Below are 14,962 nucleotides of genomic sequence, written 5' to 3' on the forward strand. Positions count from 1 at the left end.
GCGCCGCCAGGGACGCGCCCGCGGCGCCGATCCTGCTGGCCCGCGTTTCCCCCGGCCAGCACCGTTCGTCAACTGACGGCCTGAGGGCCCGCCGGGCCCGGCGGCTGCCGGGACGCGGGAAACGGGCTCTGTCGCTGATCGCACCGACCCCGTTGGGCAGTCCTGCGGAGCGGGCACGGGCGGCGGCGCCGCGCACGGTGGTGGATCTGGCTGCGGCGGCGGGTGGGGCGCTGCGCGTCGCAGGATGCCTGGGCCCGGCGGCCCCGGCGGGTGGCTGGCACCGGCAGCGGGAGTCATGGCCGGGCCCCGCCCGATGGTGCGCACGACCAGCCACAGGCGCTCGGCCCGGGCGGCGCCGGTGTTGATCCCCGGGTCGGCCAGGGCGGCATCACGGGCCGCGTACAGAGCGCTCGGGGCGGAGCTGGTCATGTACAACAGCGTACGGAGGGCCGCCGCGCCCGAGCGCTACGGGCTGGTAATTCACTGGTGATCCGTCAGGTCGATTGTGGTCCGCCGAACTGACTCCCGGCGGGCCCCATCGCGTCAGCAGGGGCAGGGCCTTACCGCAAGGGTGTCGCGCACCGAAATCCGGTGTCCTCGTCGCTCATGTCCATGGACGCGTCGTTGACCGAAGTCGGCTCGCAGCGGTAGAAGGGGCTGGTGAAGGCCGAGCCTTTGAGTTGGTACCGCCCCGAGGCGGAGCCCGGCGTGGACAGCCATTCCCAGGTGTTGCCACAGAGGTCGTAGACGCCATAGGGGCTGACCCCGGAGTGGTAGCGACTCACCGCCGTGGTGCCGGCGATGCCGGATTCGCGGACGTTGCACTTCGCGGCGGTCGGGCTGGTTCCCCAGGGGTACCGTTCACCGGTGGTGCCGCGTGCTGCCTTCTCCCATTGGCGGCTGCTGGGCAGCACCTTGCCTGCCCATGCCGCGTATGCGCTGGCGTCCAGCCAGCTCACCCACACCACGGGATGGTCGGCGAGGCTGGCGGGGACTCGTCCCTCCGGCCAGTGGCTCGGGGCCGGGTGGCCGGTGGCCGTGGTGAAGCGCTCGTAGTCGCGGTTCGTGGTGGGGTAGACGTCGATCCAGTACTCCTCTATCCACTCCCGGCTGTTGGCTGCTCCGCAGAGGTGGATGCCTTCCGCGATCCGGGCCATGAGCTTGCCGTCGACGGGGTGGCGCATGCGGTCGACGGCAGCAACCAGACTCCGGCCGGTTCGTGCTTTCAGTGCGGCGGTCCCACTGTCCTCGGCGACTTCACCGACGCTTTCGCCGTCAGCCCCGTTCACAAGGTCGAGTGGCAGGTCTGCCGTCGCTGCTTCATCGCCGGGAGCGGCCCCTTCAAGGACGCGGCGATCCTGGCCGACGTGGTGATTTCCCGTACTCAGGACCCCGAGCTGGCCGCCACCGCGTTTCGGCTGGCCGCGACCCCGCCACACCCTGGCTGTGACTCCTTCGTGGTCGGCCGGCTATGGGCCCAGCAGACAGCACAGGGCCTTCGCCCGTACTCCGACGGGGACCGGGGCAACCTCGCCCGGATGCCCCGGGCGCGGTGGTCCCATCTGCCCGAAGAAGCGGTGAACAGCCTCCTTGAGGCCCTGCGGGAGGCCGACCGGCTCCACACTCCGGTGTCGTCCCCCAGCGGCAGGCCGTGCTCCACGTGCGAGAAGACGGAGGGCTTCCCCGACCAGTGGGTGGAGCGGGAGCCCTACTCCCTCTGTGGAGCCTGCGTCAGCGAGTTGAAGGGCTTGAAGCCCCAGCCAGGACCGGTGCCGATCGCTGGCTGCACTCACACGGTGCCACCGCCCAGGGCTCCCTGCGGGCACTGCGGCCGTTGGTGACCTGCCCCGGCCGGTCGGGACGGCCGGGCGGGGCGGCGGGGCGGGGCGGCTAGGCCAGGGAGCGTTCCGCGACGCGGTCCAGGTGGCTCTGGAAGACCTTGGCGGCGTCCGGGGTGAGGGTGCTCAGGGCGACCATGGCGGTGAGGATCACGTCGGACAGCTCGGCGTGGACGTCCTCCCAGGTGTGGGTGAAGCCCTTCCTGGGGTTCTGGCCGAGGACGCCGATGACGGCCTGGTTGGTCTCGCCGACCTCTTCGCCGATCTTCATGATCCGCAGGAGCCGGTCGGCGTCGGGGGTCAGCGGGCTGTTCTCGTCAAGCCAGGCGACGAGGCTGCCCACGGTGTCCCAGGCGTTCTGATCCATGTGCGTGCTACTCCGGTGGGGTCGGGAGGTCGGGGTGCCTAGAACAGGGTCTCAGGCTCTGGCAGGACGGTGGGATCGAACACCACCAGCGGCTCGTCCCCGGCCACGGCCAGGCGCAGGGACAGACCGGAGTGGTCACTCAGGCGGGTGACCGTGCGTGGCTCGTGGACGTACGTGCAGTCGTCCACCAGGCCGCTGAGCGGGTCGGACACGAAGGCGTGGTCGTAGCGGTAGCCGTCGTTGGTCCGGCCCACCCACGAGTACTCCCGGTCGCCGGGGTGCAGGCGGCGGAAGGCGTCGTGGTACCCATTGTCGCCGAGCCAGCTGTAGAACCCGTACTCGAAGGGTCGGAAGGTCGCGTAGCGGGGGTCGTGGTCGGGCTCCAGGATGTTGAAGTCCCCGAGCACCACCCGGCCGGACGCGGAGCCGTGGGCGATGGTGGCCTGGAGGCCGTCGAGGAAGCGCTGCTTGCGCTCGATCTTGGCCGGGCTGGCGTCCCTGGAGGGCACGTACAGGCCCAGGACGTCCACCGGCCCGGCCTGGGTCTTCACGGTCGCGGACACGGCCCGGTAGGGCAGGTAGGCGGTGCTGAGGGGTGAGGCTTCGGCCATCGGGAGGCGGCTGACGATCATCACCCCGCGTTCGCCCTTGTCGGGCACCGGGTAGGCCACCGCGTACCCGGCGCTGGTGAACCGGTCGGCGAGGAACGCGCACCCGTCGCCCGGGGTCGTCTCGGTCAGGACCAGGACCTGCTCGGGGCGCTGGGCGAGCCAGGCGAGCTGCCGCCCGGCCCGCTCCGGGGAGGGGCCGCCGATGTTGAAGGTCAACAGCGACAGGCTTCGGTCGGGTTGCTCAGTTGGCACGGTTTCCCCTGGTCAGCAGCATGGCGATCTCAGCTGAGATGAGACCGGCGATCTGCTCGGGGCTACGACTGGTGCAGTCGAGGACCAAGGTACGGAAGCCGACCTCGCTCAAGAAGGTAGCGGCTTCCGCGAACAGGCCGGGCTCTTTCTCGACACTCTCCGGGGTCTTCTCGAAGCGGCTGTGGGTGCCGCGCGCCGCCAGGCGCTCCCGGATCACGTCCGGGTCGGCGTTGAGGATCACGGACAGGTCCGGGCGGAGGGCGTCCCGGTTCATCGCCCGCACCGTGTCCAGGCTCACGCCGTCCAGCCGTTGCAGGACCAGGGAGGAACCGATGTAGCGGTCGCACAGGACCACCGCCCCGCGCTCCACGGCCGGGGTGATCTCGGTCTCCAGGTGGTGGTAGCGGTCGGCCGCCACCAGGCAGGCCAGGGCCATGCCCCGGAACGTCTCGGTGCCGTGCCGGGCCAGGTCGCCGAGCCGGGTGTGGGAGGGCTCGGTGGTGGCGTGGACCGGGATGCCGTCGCGGACGAAGCCCTGGCGGACGTGCTCCAGCACGGTGGACTTGCCGACCCCGCCGGGGCCGTCGATGGTCACGAACAGGCCGCTCACGAGGTGGCCACCACCGGCAGCAGCGCGCGGCGGTTCGGGGCGACCGGGCAGACCTCGGCGTCCAAGTCCCCGATCCGGCCCCCGTTGGCGATCACGGCCGCCGGGCAGCCCTTCCCGCAGCCGTCCGCCATGGAGCACGACCCGCACGTGGGGTTACGGGCTGACCCGCGATTGATCTTGGGGCGTGTTGGCCTGCGGCTTCGGCTGGCTGGTGTTCACTCGCAGATCGGGCCGTCACTCGTATCGGTACTTCAACGTGTCTGCCTCCGCTTGCTCGATGTCGGCGATCGTTAGCTCCGGCATCCGCAGTTGGGCCAGCGTCACCTCGGCCGAGGTCGGCTGGGCGTCCGCCGGCAGCCACTGCTCCGGCTTCCAGGCCCCGCTGCGCAGCAGCGACTTGGGGCAGTGCGGGTAGACCTCCTCGATCCCTAGCACCAGCGCACTGGCTGGCGGCTTTCCCACGGCGGTCAGCTGCGACAGCAGCTCCGGGCGGGTGGAGACGACAGCCCTGCCGTTCACCCTGAGCGTCGTGGTGCGCCCAGGGATGAGGAACAACAGCCCGGCCCGTCCGGTGGCGACGATGTTCTGCAGGGTGTCCAGACGCTTGTTGCCGGTCGCGTCCGGTATCGCCACCGTGCGTGCGTCCAGGACGGCGACGAACCCGGCGGGGCCGCCGCGCGGGGAGACGTCACAGTTGCCCTCGGCATCCGTGCTGGCAACCAGGACCAGCGATGAGCAGCCGATCAACCAGCTGGTCTGCTCGGTGAGTTCGGCCATCTGCTTGCGCACGGCCGCGTCGCTGGGGAGTGCGTAGGCCCGGCGCAGCGCCTCCTGGTCGGGCACGGCGTCGAGGCGGAGCGAGTCGAAGGCACTGCCGGCAAGGGTTGTCGTCATGCCTCCGACCCTACGTGCGACCGATCTTGGTCGGTGAGTGCGGGGAGGGACGGCCTCGCGAGTTGTCTGGTGTGTGAAGATCAAACAGGTCCGCGCGGCCATGTCCCATCGCGCCTTCTGCGGGCTGTCGCGCCCACATCTGGGCGAGTTGGTCGCGGAACTCGCCCCGCTGGCTTCGAACGATTCCGATGGCCCCAGCGGAACGAGTAATTTGGCCCCAAATGGCGATCATCGGGGCGTGACGCGAACGAGTAATTTGGCCCCACCTGATCGGTGGCTGCTTGAACTGTGAGTGCTGGATCAGCGGGTCGGCTGATCGGCCGAAGGGTTCGCCCGGAGGTTCTCGAAGGCGGTGGGGGTCGGACGGCGCGGAAGGAAGTCCTTGATCTGTCGAGCGCAGTCGGCCGGACTGCTGGTGCTCGTGTCGCACTCGATGTCGTAGAGGCCGTGGGCATGGACCTGGGCGATCTGGCGTGCGGCCAGCCCCGGTGGGCGGTCCCCGCGCTCCTGCTCTCGCTGTTCCAGTTCCGGCAACGGGCAGTGCACTCCGACCAGCACCACGTCTTCGGGAGCGAACAGGGCGACGCAGTCGAGCAGACGCCAGGGCTCGCTCAGGACGTGGTCCACCACAATGTTGTTGCCGCCAGCAGCCATGCCGGCGACTGCGCGGTGGAAGCCCATCCAGGTGTGCTTGAGCACGGAAGTCAGCTCGTCTGACGTGAAGTCCTTCCGCGCCCGCATGGCATGAAAGGCGTCCACCGACATGTGGAAGTAGGTGTCGTCCAGGATCGGGAGGAGTTCCTTGGCGATGCTCGACTTCCCAGAACTCGACGTGCCGTTCAAGAAGATGATCAGTCCGCCGGATGTCCGTGACGTGCTCACTGGGCCCGCAATCTGGTGGGACTGCGCTTCTGCCGGAGCTGGTGGGTGCCGGCTCCACCGTGAAGCGGGAGTACCTGGACCGGGCGCAGCGCGGCAGCGAGAACCCGTGGAACGACCGCGCGAAGGCCAGCGGGCAGGGTAGTACGGCGTGATCACGAATGCCCCGGCCCCACGGGAGTGAGAGCCAGGGCATTTCGTGGTCACCGTCCACATTTGACGGGTACCTTCCCAGGTAGGGCGAACTACCGAGAGGAGTCAACAATGCCAGATGAGAAGGACATTGGCATAGCGAAGCGCATCGCCGTGCACCGGCTGGCGGCTGGATACAGCCAGCAGGAGCTAGCCGCAGCTGCGAACGTCAGCTACAGCCTGTTAACGAAGGTCGAGACAGCAAACCGGCAGCCCACTCCCGCTTTCATCGCCGCATGCGCCCGCGCTCTCCTGATTGACCCGCAGGCGCTGACCAGCGCGTCGTACATTGGCCAAATGGATGCTGCTGCACTTCTGGCGCTGGCCGGTCCGCTCCGGTCCGCCCTCGACCTCTACGACCTGCCTCCGGATGAGACCATCCAGCCCCGCTCCCTCGCCACCCTGCGGAAGGCCGTCGCCACCGCGAACAAGGTCGGGCAGGCAGCGAACTATGGACGGATAGCTACTCGGCTGCCCGCCCTCCTGGCCGAGCTCCACACGGCCGCCCACCTGTGGACCGGCCGCGACCAGGTAGAGGTGTGGGGACTGCTCGCCGAGGCGTACCGCCTGGGCCACACCTACGCCATCGCCATGCGGATGCCGGATCTCTCCGCTGTCGCTCTCACCCGCATGGACTGGGCCGCTGCGCAGGCCGGCGACCGGGCCCCCGGGCTGCGGGCCGCACGGGAGTACCTGCGGGTAACCGCCTACCTGCGTGAGAAGGACTACGCGGCCTGTGAGCGACTGAACGCATCCGGGGTCCGGTATCTCGACGGCACCGACGAGCGGACACCCGGTGCGTTGGTAGCTCGGGGACAGCTTCACCTCGGCGCTTCAGTCATCGCAGCCAGGCAGCATGACGACAGCGCCACCAAGCACCATCTCACCGAAGCCCAGCGGATTGCCGAGCAGGTCGGCGAAGGGCACTGGCAGCAGTTCTGGTTTGGGTTCGGGGCAACGAATGTCCAAGTCCACCGCACCATGACGGCGGTCGAGGCCGGCGAGCCGGAGAAAGCCGTGAAGGCAGCGAAGAACCTCCACTTCCCCCGCGGCTGGTTGCCGTCCCGGATCGGCCACCACCACATCGACATGGCCAGGGCCAAGGCCAGCATGGGCCAGCACCTCGGAGCCCTGGAAGAACTGGAGCGTGCGGCCGAAGTTGCCCCGGAACAGGCCCGTCGGCACCCACTGGTCCGTGAAACCGTATTCGGCCTGGTCAGCGCCGAGAAGAAGCGTTCCGAGCGACTAGCCCGGTACGCCGCCTGGATCAACGTATAACGGCCCTGACCAGGCATTTAAGCCCCATCTTGGGACCATCCAGGGTGGGGCTTCGGCTTTCACATTTTGTGAAACATAGCCCCCTCAAAACGTGCTGACATGGAGTTACGTCACTCGCTGCCCCACTTCGGGCACGGCGAGCGGCGTGCAGTCCGCCCCCGTCTCCGGGCGTGAGTCGTCGAGGTACAGGAATTCACGCTGAGAAGGATCAAGGTCTGCTGCTCTCACGACTACTCACGCCCGATGCCCCAACGCTGAGTAGGCAATCCGGCTGGAATCAGTGCCTGACGCGCCAGATTGAGCCACCGAACCCCGGGACGGAAGAAGTCCTCCGTCCCGCGCTGCCCCCTGGAGTTCCCGTGTCATCGTCTCAGCCGCTCCCCCAGCGCAGGACGAGCAACCACCCCAAGATCCCGACCGACCTGGCTGTCGTGCAGGTCGAGTTACGCGTCCCCGGCTTCGATCTGTCCGGGGGTTTCGTGTCGGCGGCGCGGGTGGCGGCGGCAGCCGCGGTGCGCGGTGCGGCCGGGCCCGAGCCGCACCGGCACCTGCTGGAGCCGGAGGTGGACTTCTTCACCTCGGCGGGGCGGTCGTCGGCCGTCCAGGACGGCGAGCCGTCATGACGCCGCCCGACTGCGGTCAGGGGATCCGCTGGTCGGTACCGGCCACGGCAGCAGCGGTCGCCTTCACCCGGCGCCGGGTCGTGGCGCAGCTCCTGTTCTGGGGTTTCGGCCTCACGGAGGAGACGGCGGCCACCCTGGAGCTGCTGGTGACCGAGCTGGTGGCGAACGCGATCCAGCACGGGGAGGTCACCAGCGGGACCGTGGAGGTCGGTGTGGCGGCCCGGCCGGGGCGGGTGCTTGTGGTGGCGTCCGATTCCTCGCGGGTGGTGCCCCGCGCGCGGGGCGCCGGCGGCACTGAGGAGTCCGGGCGCGGCATGCAGCTGATCGAGGCCCTGGCCGACGACTGGGGGTGCGAACTGCGGGCCACCGGCAAGGACGTGTGGCTGGTCTTGAGCCTGCCCGAGGAAGCCGCCCCCGCGCCGACCGGCCCCAGCGCTGCTGCTGGCGCGCCGGACAACGCTGGGCACCGCGCTGTCAGTGCCCGACTGCCCCGGCCGGTACCGGTGGCCGCGCCGCTGTCCCACGCGGGACTGCGCGCCTCTTGATCTCCTGTGCGGCCGGGCGCCTGCCCGCCCCGGCCGCACAGGACACCACCCCCTTGGTCGGCGGTCGCTGCCGACCACCACCCATCACAAGACCGAATGAGGGCACCGATGCCGTCGACGACGATCACCGCAGTACGCTTGCGGGCCGACCTGGTCGAGAAGCTGGGGGCGTCCGGCGTGCTGCCGGGCCGCCTGCTGGACACGTTCTCGCTGCTGCCCCGGCACTGGTTCATGCCCCAGGTGATCTGGGCGCCGCTCGGCGGCGAGCCTTACCACCGGTTCGACCGGGCGCGGGACCCCGAGGGATGGATGCGGGCCGCCTACCAGGACTCCTACGCGGTGGTGCGGTGGGAGCCGGGTACGGGCAGCGAGCCGGACTCTCGGACGCAGGTGACCAGCTCGGTGCCGCGCCCGCACGCGGTGGCTCGGCTGCTGACGGATCTGGAGCTGGAGTACGGGCACCGGGTGTTGGAGCTGGGCGGCGGTACCGGCTGGACGGCTGCGTTGATCTCGCAGCATCTGCCCGACTCCCGGGTGACCTCGGTCGAGGTCGATGCCGCGCTGTCCGAGCAGGCGGAAGTGAACACCACCAAGGGCGGCCGAGAATATCTGCGCGTGGCGAACGTGGTCGGTGACGGTGCCGAGGGCTGGCCGGGCCGGGCGCCGTACGACCGGGTGGTGTCCGGGTACGCGGTGTCCTCGGTGCCTGCGGCGTGGGTGGACCAGACCGCGCCCGGCGGCATCATCGTGACGCCCTGGTGCACGAGCTGGGGCGCGTGGGGCACGCTGAAGGCGCGGGTGGCCGCCGACCGGTCGGCCGAGGGCCGGTTCGCCGGCCACGGGTCGTTCCTGCCGGAGCGCCGTGAGCTGCGCCACGATCCGGTGCTGCCCCGCGCGGACGCCGGCGAGCCCTGCGGGAGCGGCCTGGACATCTGGAGTGTCCTGCGGGACGACGACGAGCGGTTCGTCATGGGTGCGCGACTGCGGGACGTCGCGTTCCTGCGGGAGCAGCCGGATGCGGGTAGCCCGGTGGCGCGGGTGTGGCTGCACACGGCGGACTGGGAGTCGTGGGTGCGCTTCGACCTGGACGGTGCGGGTCAGGCGGGCGCGCAGGTGCGGCGGTTCGGTCCTCGTGGGCTGCTGCGCGAGGTCGAGTCCGTGCACCAGTGGTTCGAGGCGCGGAACCGGCCGGGCCTGGAGCGTTTCGGGTTGACGATCACCCCCGAGGGCAAGCAGTCGATGTGGTTCGACGACCCGCGTAGCGCGGTGTTCGCGCGGGTCGGGGGTGCCCGGTCGTGACCGCGTTACGTGAGTGGCGGTACGACCGGGTCCTGGCGCCGGTGCCCGATTCCGCGCTGGGCCCGGTGCTGACTCCACGGACACGCCGCAGCGATGACCGGCTGGAGGTCATGCTGCTGGTCTTCCTCGGCGGCCGAGCGCGGCGGTTGCTGCTGGGCGCCCAGGGGCCGTGCTGCCTGGACGGCCGCGCGGCGGCCGACCTACACCGCAGCCTGCTGCTGGCCGCGAACCCCACCTGCCTGGATGACGGCCTGGCGGCCGTCATCGCCGCGTATCGGGGCGCCGACGGGGCCCCGGGTGGGGTGGGCCGCGGCCATGGGTGAGCGCGATGCCCTGGTCCCGGCCGCGTACGTGGTGATCGGGGCCCAGATGTACATCCTGCGCAAGCGCAGCGGCCTGAGTCAGGACGAGGCCGCGCGGCACCTGGGTCTGCGGTTCGCCGTGGTCTCACGGCTGGAGCGTGGGATGGTGGGCCTGCCTCGCGGGCGGGTCAGCCAGTTGTGCGTCCTCTACCGGGCCTCGACCGCCGAGCGCGGGGCACTGCTGCGGATGTGGGACCAGGTGCGGTCCGGCACCGACCCGCACACGTGCACCGACCACGGCCCCGGCTGGCTTGAGCGGGCCGCGTACTTGGAGCGGCGGGCATCACGGGTCAGGTTCGGGTGCACCTCCATCATCCCGGGCATGTTCCAGACCGACGCGTACGCGCAGGGCCTGCGGGGCAAGGTCAACGGGGTCTGGCACCGGGATCCCGGCAACCCGTCGGCCGCAGCCAGACCGATCCCTCTGCGCAGGCGCGGACCGCGCTTCGATCCCGTGAGCGTGGTGCTGAACGGGGCTGTCCTGACCCTGGCCGAGGCCGAGCCGGACATCATGATCCCCCAGATCGCTGTCCTGCGGCGCGCGGTCACCCTGGGCATGGCCGTGATCCGGGTGCTGCCGCAGTACCGGGAGCGGACAGCCCAGGGTTCCCACGTCAGTGAGTTGACCCTGTCGAGCGGGTCGGGGCCCATCGTGGTGTCGATGCGGGAGACCAGCGCCGGTGCCCACTACGTCAGCGACCCGACGCGGATCCGGGACCTGGCGGCGGCCCTGGACCAGCAGGAGCTGGTCGCCGCCAGCCCGGCCCGCAGCCTGGAGCAGCTGCGGGCGCTCCAGCAGACCCTGCGCGCCACCCGGGCTGCTGCGCGGCGGCCCCCCACCTGGCACCCCGGCGGACGCCGCCAGGACCCGCGCGCGGACCTGACGGGCCCGTTGCCGGACGGCTGCTGACCGTCCTTCGTTCCCCGCCGGCTCGACTTCTGATGAGAGCACTTTGTCCGAGACATCCAATGTGCCCCTGACGGTCCGTGAGATCGTTGAGTGGTACGAAGGCGGTTGCGCCATCCGCACCATCGCAGAGCGGTGCTCGTGCGGAGAGCAGCCAATACGCCGCATTCTGCGCCAGCAGGGAGTGCCGCTGAGGGGCCGGGCGGGCGCGTTGACCATCGCTCGCCAGTACGTGGCTCGGCTGCCCAAGACGCTGATCTCGCTGCTGTACAGCAATCCGCAGGACCAGTGGAGCATGCAGGAGCTGGCCACGTTCTTCGGTGTGTCCCCGGCAACGATCCAGAGGATCCTGGACGCCCAGGGCACACCGAAGCGGCCCCGCTCGACAAAGCGCCGGGGGCCGACGTCCTACCGGAGCCCGGGTGACAAGAAGGTGCGGACGCTCCAGGAGGACCTGGAACGCCGGTACGACGAGGTCGGCGAGACGCTGGCGGACCTGGCCCACCTCTACCAGATCGACTACCGCCTGCTGAAGAGCGAGATCGAGCGCTGGCGGACCCCCGAACGGCCCCGTGCCGAGTCCCAGCGCGCCATGCACCGCCAGCTCGCCGAGTTGGGCGACTTCAGCGTCCGCACACGGATCGTGGAGATGTTCACGCAGGGGTCGGACGCCGGGACGATCGCTGAGCGGTACGGCGTAGGCGAGATGGCCGTCCGGCGGGTCCTGGGCGGCATGGGCGCGCTGACGTTCGCCGAGGCCCAGGACGAGGTGATCCCGGCCGCGCCCGCGCCGGAGCAGCTGTCAGCCCGGGCCTGGACCATCCTGCGCAGCACGGCGGTGGGCATCCCACGCGCCGAACTGGCGGAGCAGCTTCACATCACGCCCCCGGCCATCGTCAGGAACTTCTACCGGATCACGACGTACTTCGGCGCGCAGTGCACACGGGAGGCGATAGCCCGGGCCGTGGAGACCGGTCAGATCGACCGCGCCAACGTCCTGGCGTCCACGCATCCCACCGTGCCCCCCGAGCGCCTGCCCGAACCGGTGCAGCAGGTCGTCGCCGGGTGGCTCATGGCGCGTACAGCCCGGCAGATCGGGGACGAGCAGGGCCTTTCCGCGCGCACCGTCGTGCAGCGGGTCGGGCAGTTGCGGCGGCTCACCGGCTCCCGAAGCCAGGACCACTGCGCGGCGATCATCGCCGCCGTGGGCTACACCAGCCACCCGACACGTGCCGCGGCCACTCCCGCAGCTGACCGGAAAGGACGACGATCATGATCCCGGGCTACGGAGCACCGTGTGCCGAGCATCCCGGGTACAGCAGGTGCCGGTCGCCGCACGCGCGGGCAGCCGCCGTCTGTGCCGAGCTGTCCGGCCGCGATGAGGGCCGGCCGGTCGACCGGGCACTCGTGGAGCGGCTCCTGCGCGCCGATCCGACGCTGCGCCAGTCGGCGCAGCTGCGGTACGAGTTCGGACGCCAGGCGGTGGTGGACGCCGCGCTCGGCGGGATCCGCCAGTACGTGGACCTGGGCTGCGGCTACCCGCCGCCGCGACGGCCGCGCCGCTCGGCTAGTGCTCTTACCGGGATGGTTCGCCGGGTTACCGACACGCCCGGCTGGTGGCCAAGGGTCTGTTCCGAGCCGCATCGACTGGCGACACGGTCGGCCGAGGACTGGTTCCTATGGTTCTGGCTAGCATGTGCGCGTGACCGAGTCCCGCATAGCATTCAGCCGGAGGGAGCGGCGTTCCGCGTTGCTCGCCTTTGGTGTCCTGACTCTCCTGATGGGGGCGTGGGCGCTGTACATGGTCTTCGCTGCGCATGCAGCGGCGCGGTGGTTCTTGCCCGCGCTGCTCGCAGTTATCTGGTTTCCATGTGCCTTCTACATGGTCAACCGGATGTTCGGCGTGACCGAACTGGCACCCGAAGGCATGCGGCTGCGGACGCTGGTGAGCCGTCGACGCATTCCTTGGAGTGACGTCACCATGGTCGAAGCCCAGCGTCGGTCAGGACGGGGAGGATCGTGGTGGGTCGTACGTGTCCACCTGCTGCATGGTCGTCCGGTGGTGCTTCCTGGAGCGATGCAGTCACAGCGGGGCCAGAACGAATCGGGCTTCCGGACGAGCGTTGACACGATCTGCTCGCACTGGCGGCAGGCCACTGGCCGTACCGATCAGCCGGTCTACAAAGACTAGCGGGCCCGCTTTGGTTCGCCGGGTAGCGTCAGGCTGAGGGGTGCGGGGGCCGTCCACCCCAGCGGATACCCTTCTCGCTGCGTATGCGGGCGCGTTCCCTGCGTTCGGCGGCCAGGACGTCGTGGTGGCGGGCGTTGGCGTTGCGCCAGCGCGAGTAGGCGTGAAGTGCCCGGGGGAAACGATCACCGCACGTCCGGGAAGCGATCTCCGCCACCTCGACGTACTCGCCGTCCAGCGCCGTGAACGCGCCCGCATCCGCAGCGAGAAAGGCATCCACTGGGGGGGTCGCCCACTCGCCGACATCGCCTGACCTGTCGAGAACATCTGGGAGCCCTGATGGCAGTCGAGATCGTCTACGATACGCACGCCACCACCACCGACAACGAGGCCGACATCGCCACCGGCTGGCTCCCGGGCCGGCTCTCGGAACTGGGCCGCCGCCAGGCCCGTGAGCTGGGCGAGCGCCGGCCGGGCGATGGCTTCGCGGCTGTGTTCACCTCCGACCTACAACGCGCCGTCCAGACAGCCCAGATCGCGTTCCCCGGCGGTCGGCCCCCGATCCACCAGGACATCCGACTGCGGGAGTGCAACTACGGCGACCACAACGGAAGCCCGGTCTGCCTTGTCGCCGCCCAGCGAGCCCAGCACATCGACAATCCATTCCCCGGCGGTCAGAGCTACCGCCAGGTCGTCACCGCCACCGATGCCTTCCTCCATGACCTCGCCACCGAATGGAACGGCAGCAGGATCCTGGTGATCGCCCACTCGGCCAACCGATGGGCACTGGAACACTTGCTGTCCCGGCTGCGGATGGTCCCGGTCCAAGCCGCTGTCCTCGAACCCCCACTCGCCCCGGCCCGCTCCGTCCTGGCGGGACAGGCCGACCACCCTGCCGTCCCTGACGCAGCCGACCAGCCGACCAGCCGACCGACGGGAATGCCGCTGTGCTGAAGATTCCGACCGACCTGGACCGCCTGCACCCGAACGAGATCACCGGATGGTTGAACAGCGTCGCGGACGACGAGACGGTGACTGCCCAGGAGTGGAGCGCGGCGCAGCGCGCTGTCGCGGTCGCCCTGGGCGTCCCGGAAGCGTCCCTGGCACCGGCCGGCCAGGAGTAGGGCTCAGGGTGCTGGTCGGTTGGACCGCCGGCAGCGCGCCGTCCCGCGACCCGACTCGCAGTTCGCCAGCGGCTTGGAGTCGTTGGGGAACCGAATGTGGACCAAGTCCATGGTGTCGCTGGCGAACGGCGTCGTCAGGTCGTGGATGTGCCGCATGTGGTCGTCCGGCTGGGCCAGCTTGCCCTGGCTCTTGACCCCGCGCCCCATGCTCGACAGCGGGTTCATCAGCACGTACGAGGCCCCCTGCTCGGTGGCGAAAGCGCACAGCTGGGCGTACTCCTCGTCCTCGGCCAGACTGTTCGGGGTGCACAGCAGCCCCTGGAGCAGACCGGCGGCGGCGAACTTCCGCACGGTGTCCACGGTGACCTGGAACGAGGCCCGGTCGCCCCGGAACTTGCCGTGGGAGTCGGCGGCGAAGCCGTCCAACGAGACGTTGACGTGCACCCCCCCGATCTCGACCAGGGCGGCGATGGTGTCGTCCGTGGCCAAGGTGGCGTTGGTGCACAGGCCCACCCCCATGCCCGCCTCGCGGAAGGCCCGCACCACGTCCAGGAAATCCGCGTGCAGGAACGGCTCGCCGCCGGTCAGGGTCACCCGGTTCACGCGGGCGGCCAGGAGCTGGGGGATGACGTGCGACCGGATCAGGTCCAGGGGCATCGTGGCTCCGTCCTTCAAGGCGGACACGAAGCAGTGCGCGCACCCCAGGTTGCAGGGCTCGTGGATCTGGATCAGCGCCTTGCGGTTGGGGTGATCGACCGAGGTCCGGAAGTAGCAGGACGTGGCCTGGTCTGCGCTGACAATGCTCCGAGCGGTCATGACGGCTACCTCGATCTGGTCGAAGGCGGGTCACCCCTTCCAGGATCGCCCCGTCGGGGCCGGTCCGGGGGGTGAGTTCCGGGAAGGGTGCGGCGACCCCGCCGCAGGGGAGCGAAAGCCCGGAGCCGCCGCGTCCGCCCGGGGTACGCCGGCGGAGCTTGGTGAAGGGGTGCCCGG

At 70.1% G+C, this 14,962-nt stretch carries 18 protein-coding genes; 10 read left to right on the forward strand and 8 right to left on the reverse strand.

Going from position 1 to position 14,962, the window contains the following annotated elements:
- Positions 1 to 560: 560 nt before the first annotated feature.
- From GXP74_RS20750 to GXP74_RS20775, 7 genes are all read right to left on the reverse strand, one after another.
- Positions 561 to 1,289, reverse strand: a complete 729-nt coding sequence (locus GXP74_RS20750; protein WP_225448075.1) for an SUMF1/EgtB/PvdO family nonheme iron enzyme — start codon at positions 1,287 to 1,289, stop codon at positions 561 to 563.
- 601 nt (positions 1,290 to 1,890) lie between these two features.
- Complete coding sequence (locus GXP74_RS20755) at positions 1,891 to 2,205, reverse strand: MazG-like family protein (RefSeq protein WP_182452891.1); 315 nt, start codon at positions 2,203 to 2,205, stop codon at positions 1,891 to 1,893.
- Between the two features lie 38 nt (positions 2,206 to 2,243).
- Complete coding sequence (locus GXP74_RS20760; RefSeq protein ID WP_225448079.1) at positions 2,244 to 3,068, reverse strand: endonuclease/exonuclease/phosphatase family protein; 825 nt, start codon at positions 3,066 to 3,068, stop codon at positions 2,244 to 2,246.
- Positions 3,058 to 3,678 (reverse strand): dTMP kinase, encoded by a 621-nt coding sequence (gene tmk / locus GXP74_RS20765; protein ID WP_182452913.1) that lies wholly within the window; start codon positions 3,676 to 3,678, stop codon positions 3,058 to 3,060. Before tmk ends, GXP74_RS20760 begins: the two co-directional genes overlap by 11 nt.
- A complete protein-coding gene (locus GXP74_RS41555) occupies positions 3,675 to 3,809 on the reverse strand; it encodes a hypothetical protein (protein ID WP_255528140.1) in 135 nt (44 codons plus the stop codon). The genes tmk and GXP74_RS41555 overlap by 4 nt, the downstream gene beginning before the upstream one ends.
- A gap of 103 nt (positions 3,810 to 3,912) precedes the next feature.
- Complete coding sequence (locus GXP74_RS20770; protein ID WP_182452914.1) at positions 3,913 to 4,572, reverse strand: MSMEG_1061 family FMN-dependent PPOX-type flavoprotein; 660 nt, start codon at positions 4,570 to 4,572, stop codon at positions 3,913 to 3,915.
- Positions 4,573 to 4,872: 300 nt separating this feature from the next.
- Complete coding sequence (locus tag GXP74_RS20775; protein WP_225448074.1) at positions 4,873 to 5,454, reverse strand: chloramphenicol phosphotransferase CPT family protein; 582 nt, start codon at positions 5,452 to 5,454, stop codon at positions 4,873 to 4,875.
- Between the two features lie 261 nt (positions 5,455 to 5,715).
- Here GXP74_RS20775 and GXP74_RS20780 point away from each other — a divergent pair, with 261 nt between their 5' ends.
- From GXP74_RS20780 to GXP74_RS20830, 10 genes are all read left to right on the forward strand, one after another.
- Complete coding sequence (locus GXP74_RS20780; RefSeq protein ID WP_182452915.1) at positions 5,716 to 6,921, forward strand: helix-turn-helix domain-containing protein; 1,206 nt, start codon at positions 5,716 to 5,718, stop codon at positions 6,919 to 6,921.
- 359 nt (positions 6,922 to 7,280) lie between these two features.
- Complete coding sequence (locus tag GXP74_RS20785; RefSeq protein WP_182452888.1) at positions 7,281 to 7,544, forward strand: hypothetical protein; 264 nt, start codon at positions 7,281 to 7,283, stop codon at positions 7,542 to 7,544.
- On the forward strand, positions 7,541 to 8,089 hold the full coding sequence (locus GXP74_RS20790; RefSeq protein WP_182452887.1) for an ATP-binding protein: 549 nt from the start codon (positions 7,541 to 7,543) through the stop codon (positions 8,087 to 8,089). The genes GXP74_RS20785 and GXP74_RS20790 overlap by 4 nt, the downstream gene beginning before the upstream one ends.
- A 108-nt stretch (positions 8,090 to 8,197) precedes the next feature.
- The gene (locus GXP74_RS20795) at positions 8,198 to 9,388 is read left to right on the forward strand and encodes a hypothetical protein (protein WP_182452886.1); all 1,191 of its coding nucleotides are present in this window, start codon (positions 8,198 to 8,200) and stop codon (positions 9,386 to 9,388) included.
- Positions 9,385 to 9,711: a hypothetical protein gene (locus tag GXP74_RS20800; protein WP_182452885.1), complete on the forward strand. Its 327-nt coding sequence runs from the start codon at positions 9,385 to 9,387 to the stop codon at positions 9,709 to 9,711. The genes GXP74_RS20795 and GXP74_RS20800 overlap by 4 nt, the downstream gene beginning before the upstream one ends.
- A complete protein-coding gene (locus GXP74_RS20805; RefSeq protein WP_182452884.1) occupies positions 9,704 to 10,660 on the forward strand; it encodes a Scr1 family TA system antitoxin-like transcriptional regulator in 957 nt (318 codons plus the stop codon). The genes GXP74_RS20800 and GXP74_RS20805 overlap by 8 nt, the downstream gene beginning before the upstream one ends.
- 208 nt (positions 10,661 to 10,868) lie before the next feature.
- Positions 10,869 to 11,933 carry a hypothetical protein gene (locus tag GXP74_RS20810; protein ID WP_182452883.1) on the forward strand — a complete coding sequence of 355 codons (1,065 nt, stop codon included), beginning with the start codon at positions 10,869 to 10,871 and terminating at the stop codon, positions 11,931 to 11,933.
- Between the two features lie 426 nt (positions 11,934 to 12,359).
- Entirely contained in the window at positions 12,360 to 12,848 is a 489-nt protein-coding gene (locus tag GXP74_RS40655) for a PH domain-containing protein (RefSeq protein WP_225448072.1), read from the forward strand.
- Between the two features lie 336 nt (positions 12,849 to 13,184).
- On the forward strand, positions 13,185 to 13,799 hold the full coding sequence (locus GXP74_RS20825) for a histidine phosphatase family protein (RefSeq protein WP_182452880.1): 615 nt from the start codon (positions 13,185 to 13,187) through the stop codon (positions 13,797 to 13,799).
- Positions 13,793 to 13,969 carry a hypothetical protein gene (locus tag GXP74_RS20830; RefSeq protein WP_182452879.1) on the forward strand — a complete coding sequence of 59 codons (177 nt, stop codon included), beginning with the start codon at positions 13,793 to 13,795 and terminating at the stop codon, positions 13,967 to 13,969. The genes GXP74_RS20825 and GXP74_RS20830 overlap by 7 nt, the downstream gene beginning before the upstream one ends.
- A 3-nt stretch (positions 13,970 to 13,972) precedes the next feature.
- Here the strand turns inward: GXP74_RS20830 and GXP74_RS20835 are convergent, their stop codons facing one another.
- On the reverse strand, positions 13,973 to 14,785 hold the full coding sequence (locus GXP74_RS20835; RefSeq protein WP_182452878.1) for a radical SAM protein: 813 nt from the start codon (positions 14,783 to 14,785) through the stop codon (positions 13,973 to 13,975).
- Positions 14,786 to 14,962: the final 177 nt, after the last annotated feature.

It is taken from the genome of Streptacidiphilus sp. P02-A3a (assembly GCF_014084105.1).
Taxonomy (GTDB): Bacteria; Actinomycetota; Actinomycetes; order Streptomycetales; family Streptomycetaceae; genus Streptacidiphilus.

Bases quoted from the DNA above. Each gene is read 5' to 3' on its own strand.
- GXP74_RS20825 (WP_182452880.1), top strand. From the start codon at position 13,185: ATGGCAGTCGAGATCGTCTACGATACGCACGCCACCACCACCGACAAC.
- GXP74_RS20795 (WP_182452886.1), top strand. From the start codon at position 8,198: ATGCCGTCGACGACGATCACCGCAGTACGCTTGCGGGCCGACCTGGTC.
- GXP74_RS20770 (WP_182452914.1), bottom strand. From the start codon at position 4,572: ATGACGACAACCCTTGCCGGCAGTGCCTTCGACTCGCTCCGCCTCGAC.
- GXP74_RS41555 (WP_255528140.1), bottom strand. From the start codon at position 3,809: ATGGCGGACGGCTGCGGGAAGGGCTGCCCGGCGGCCGTGATCGCCAAC.
- GXP74_RS20790 (WP_182452887.1), top strand. From the start codon at position 7,541: ATGACGCCGCCCGACTGCGGTCAGGGGATCCGCTGGTCGGTACCGGCC.
- GXP74_RS20835 (WP_182452878.1), bottom strand. From the start codon at position 14,785: ATGACCGCTCGGAGCATTGTCAGCGCAGACCAGGCCACGTCCTGCTAC.
- GXP74_RS20805 (WP_182452884.1), top strand. From the start codon at position 9,704: ATGGGTGAGCGCGATGCCCTGGTCCCGGCCGCGTACGTGGTGATCGGG.
- GXP74_RS20780 (WP_182452915.1), top strand. From the start codon at position 5,716: ATGCCAGATGAGAAGGACATTGGCATAGCGAAGCGCATCGCCGTGCAC.
- GXP74_RS20755 (WP_182452891.1), bottom strand. From the start codon at position 2,205: ATGGATCAGAACGCCTGGGACACCGTGGGCAGCCTCGTCGCCTGGCTT.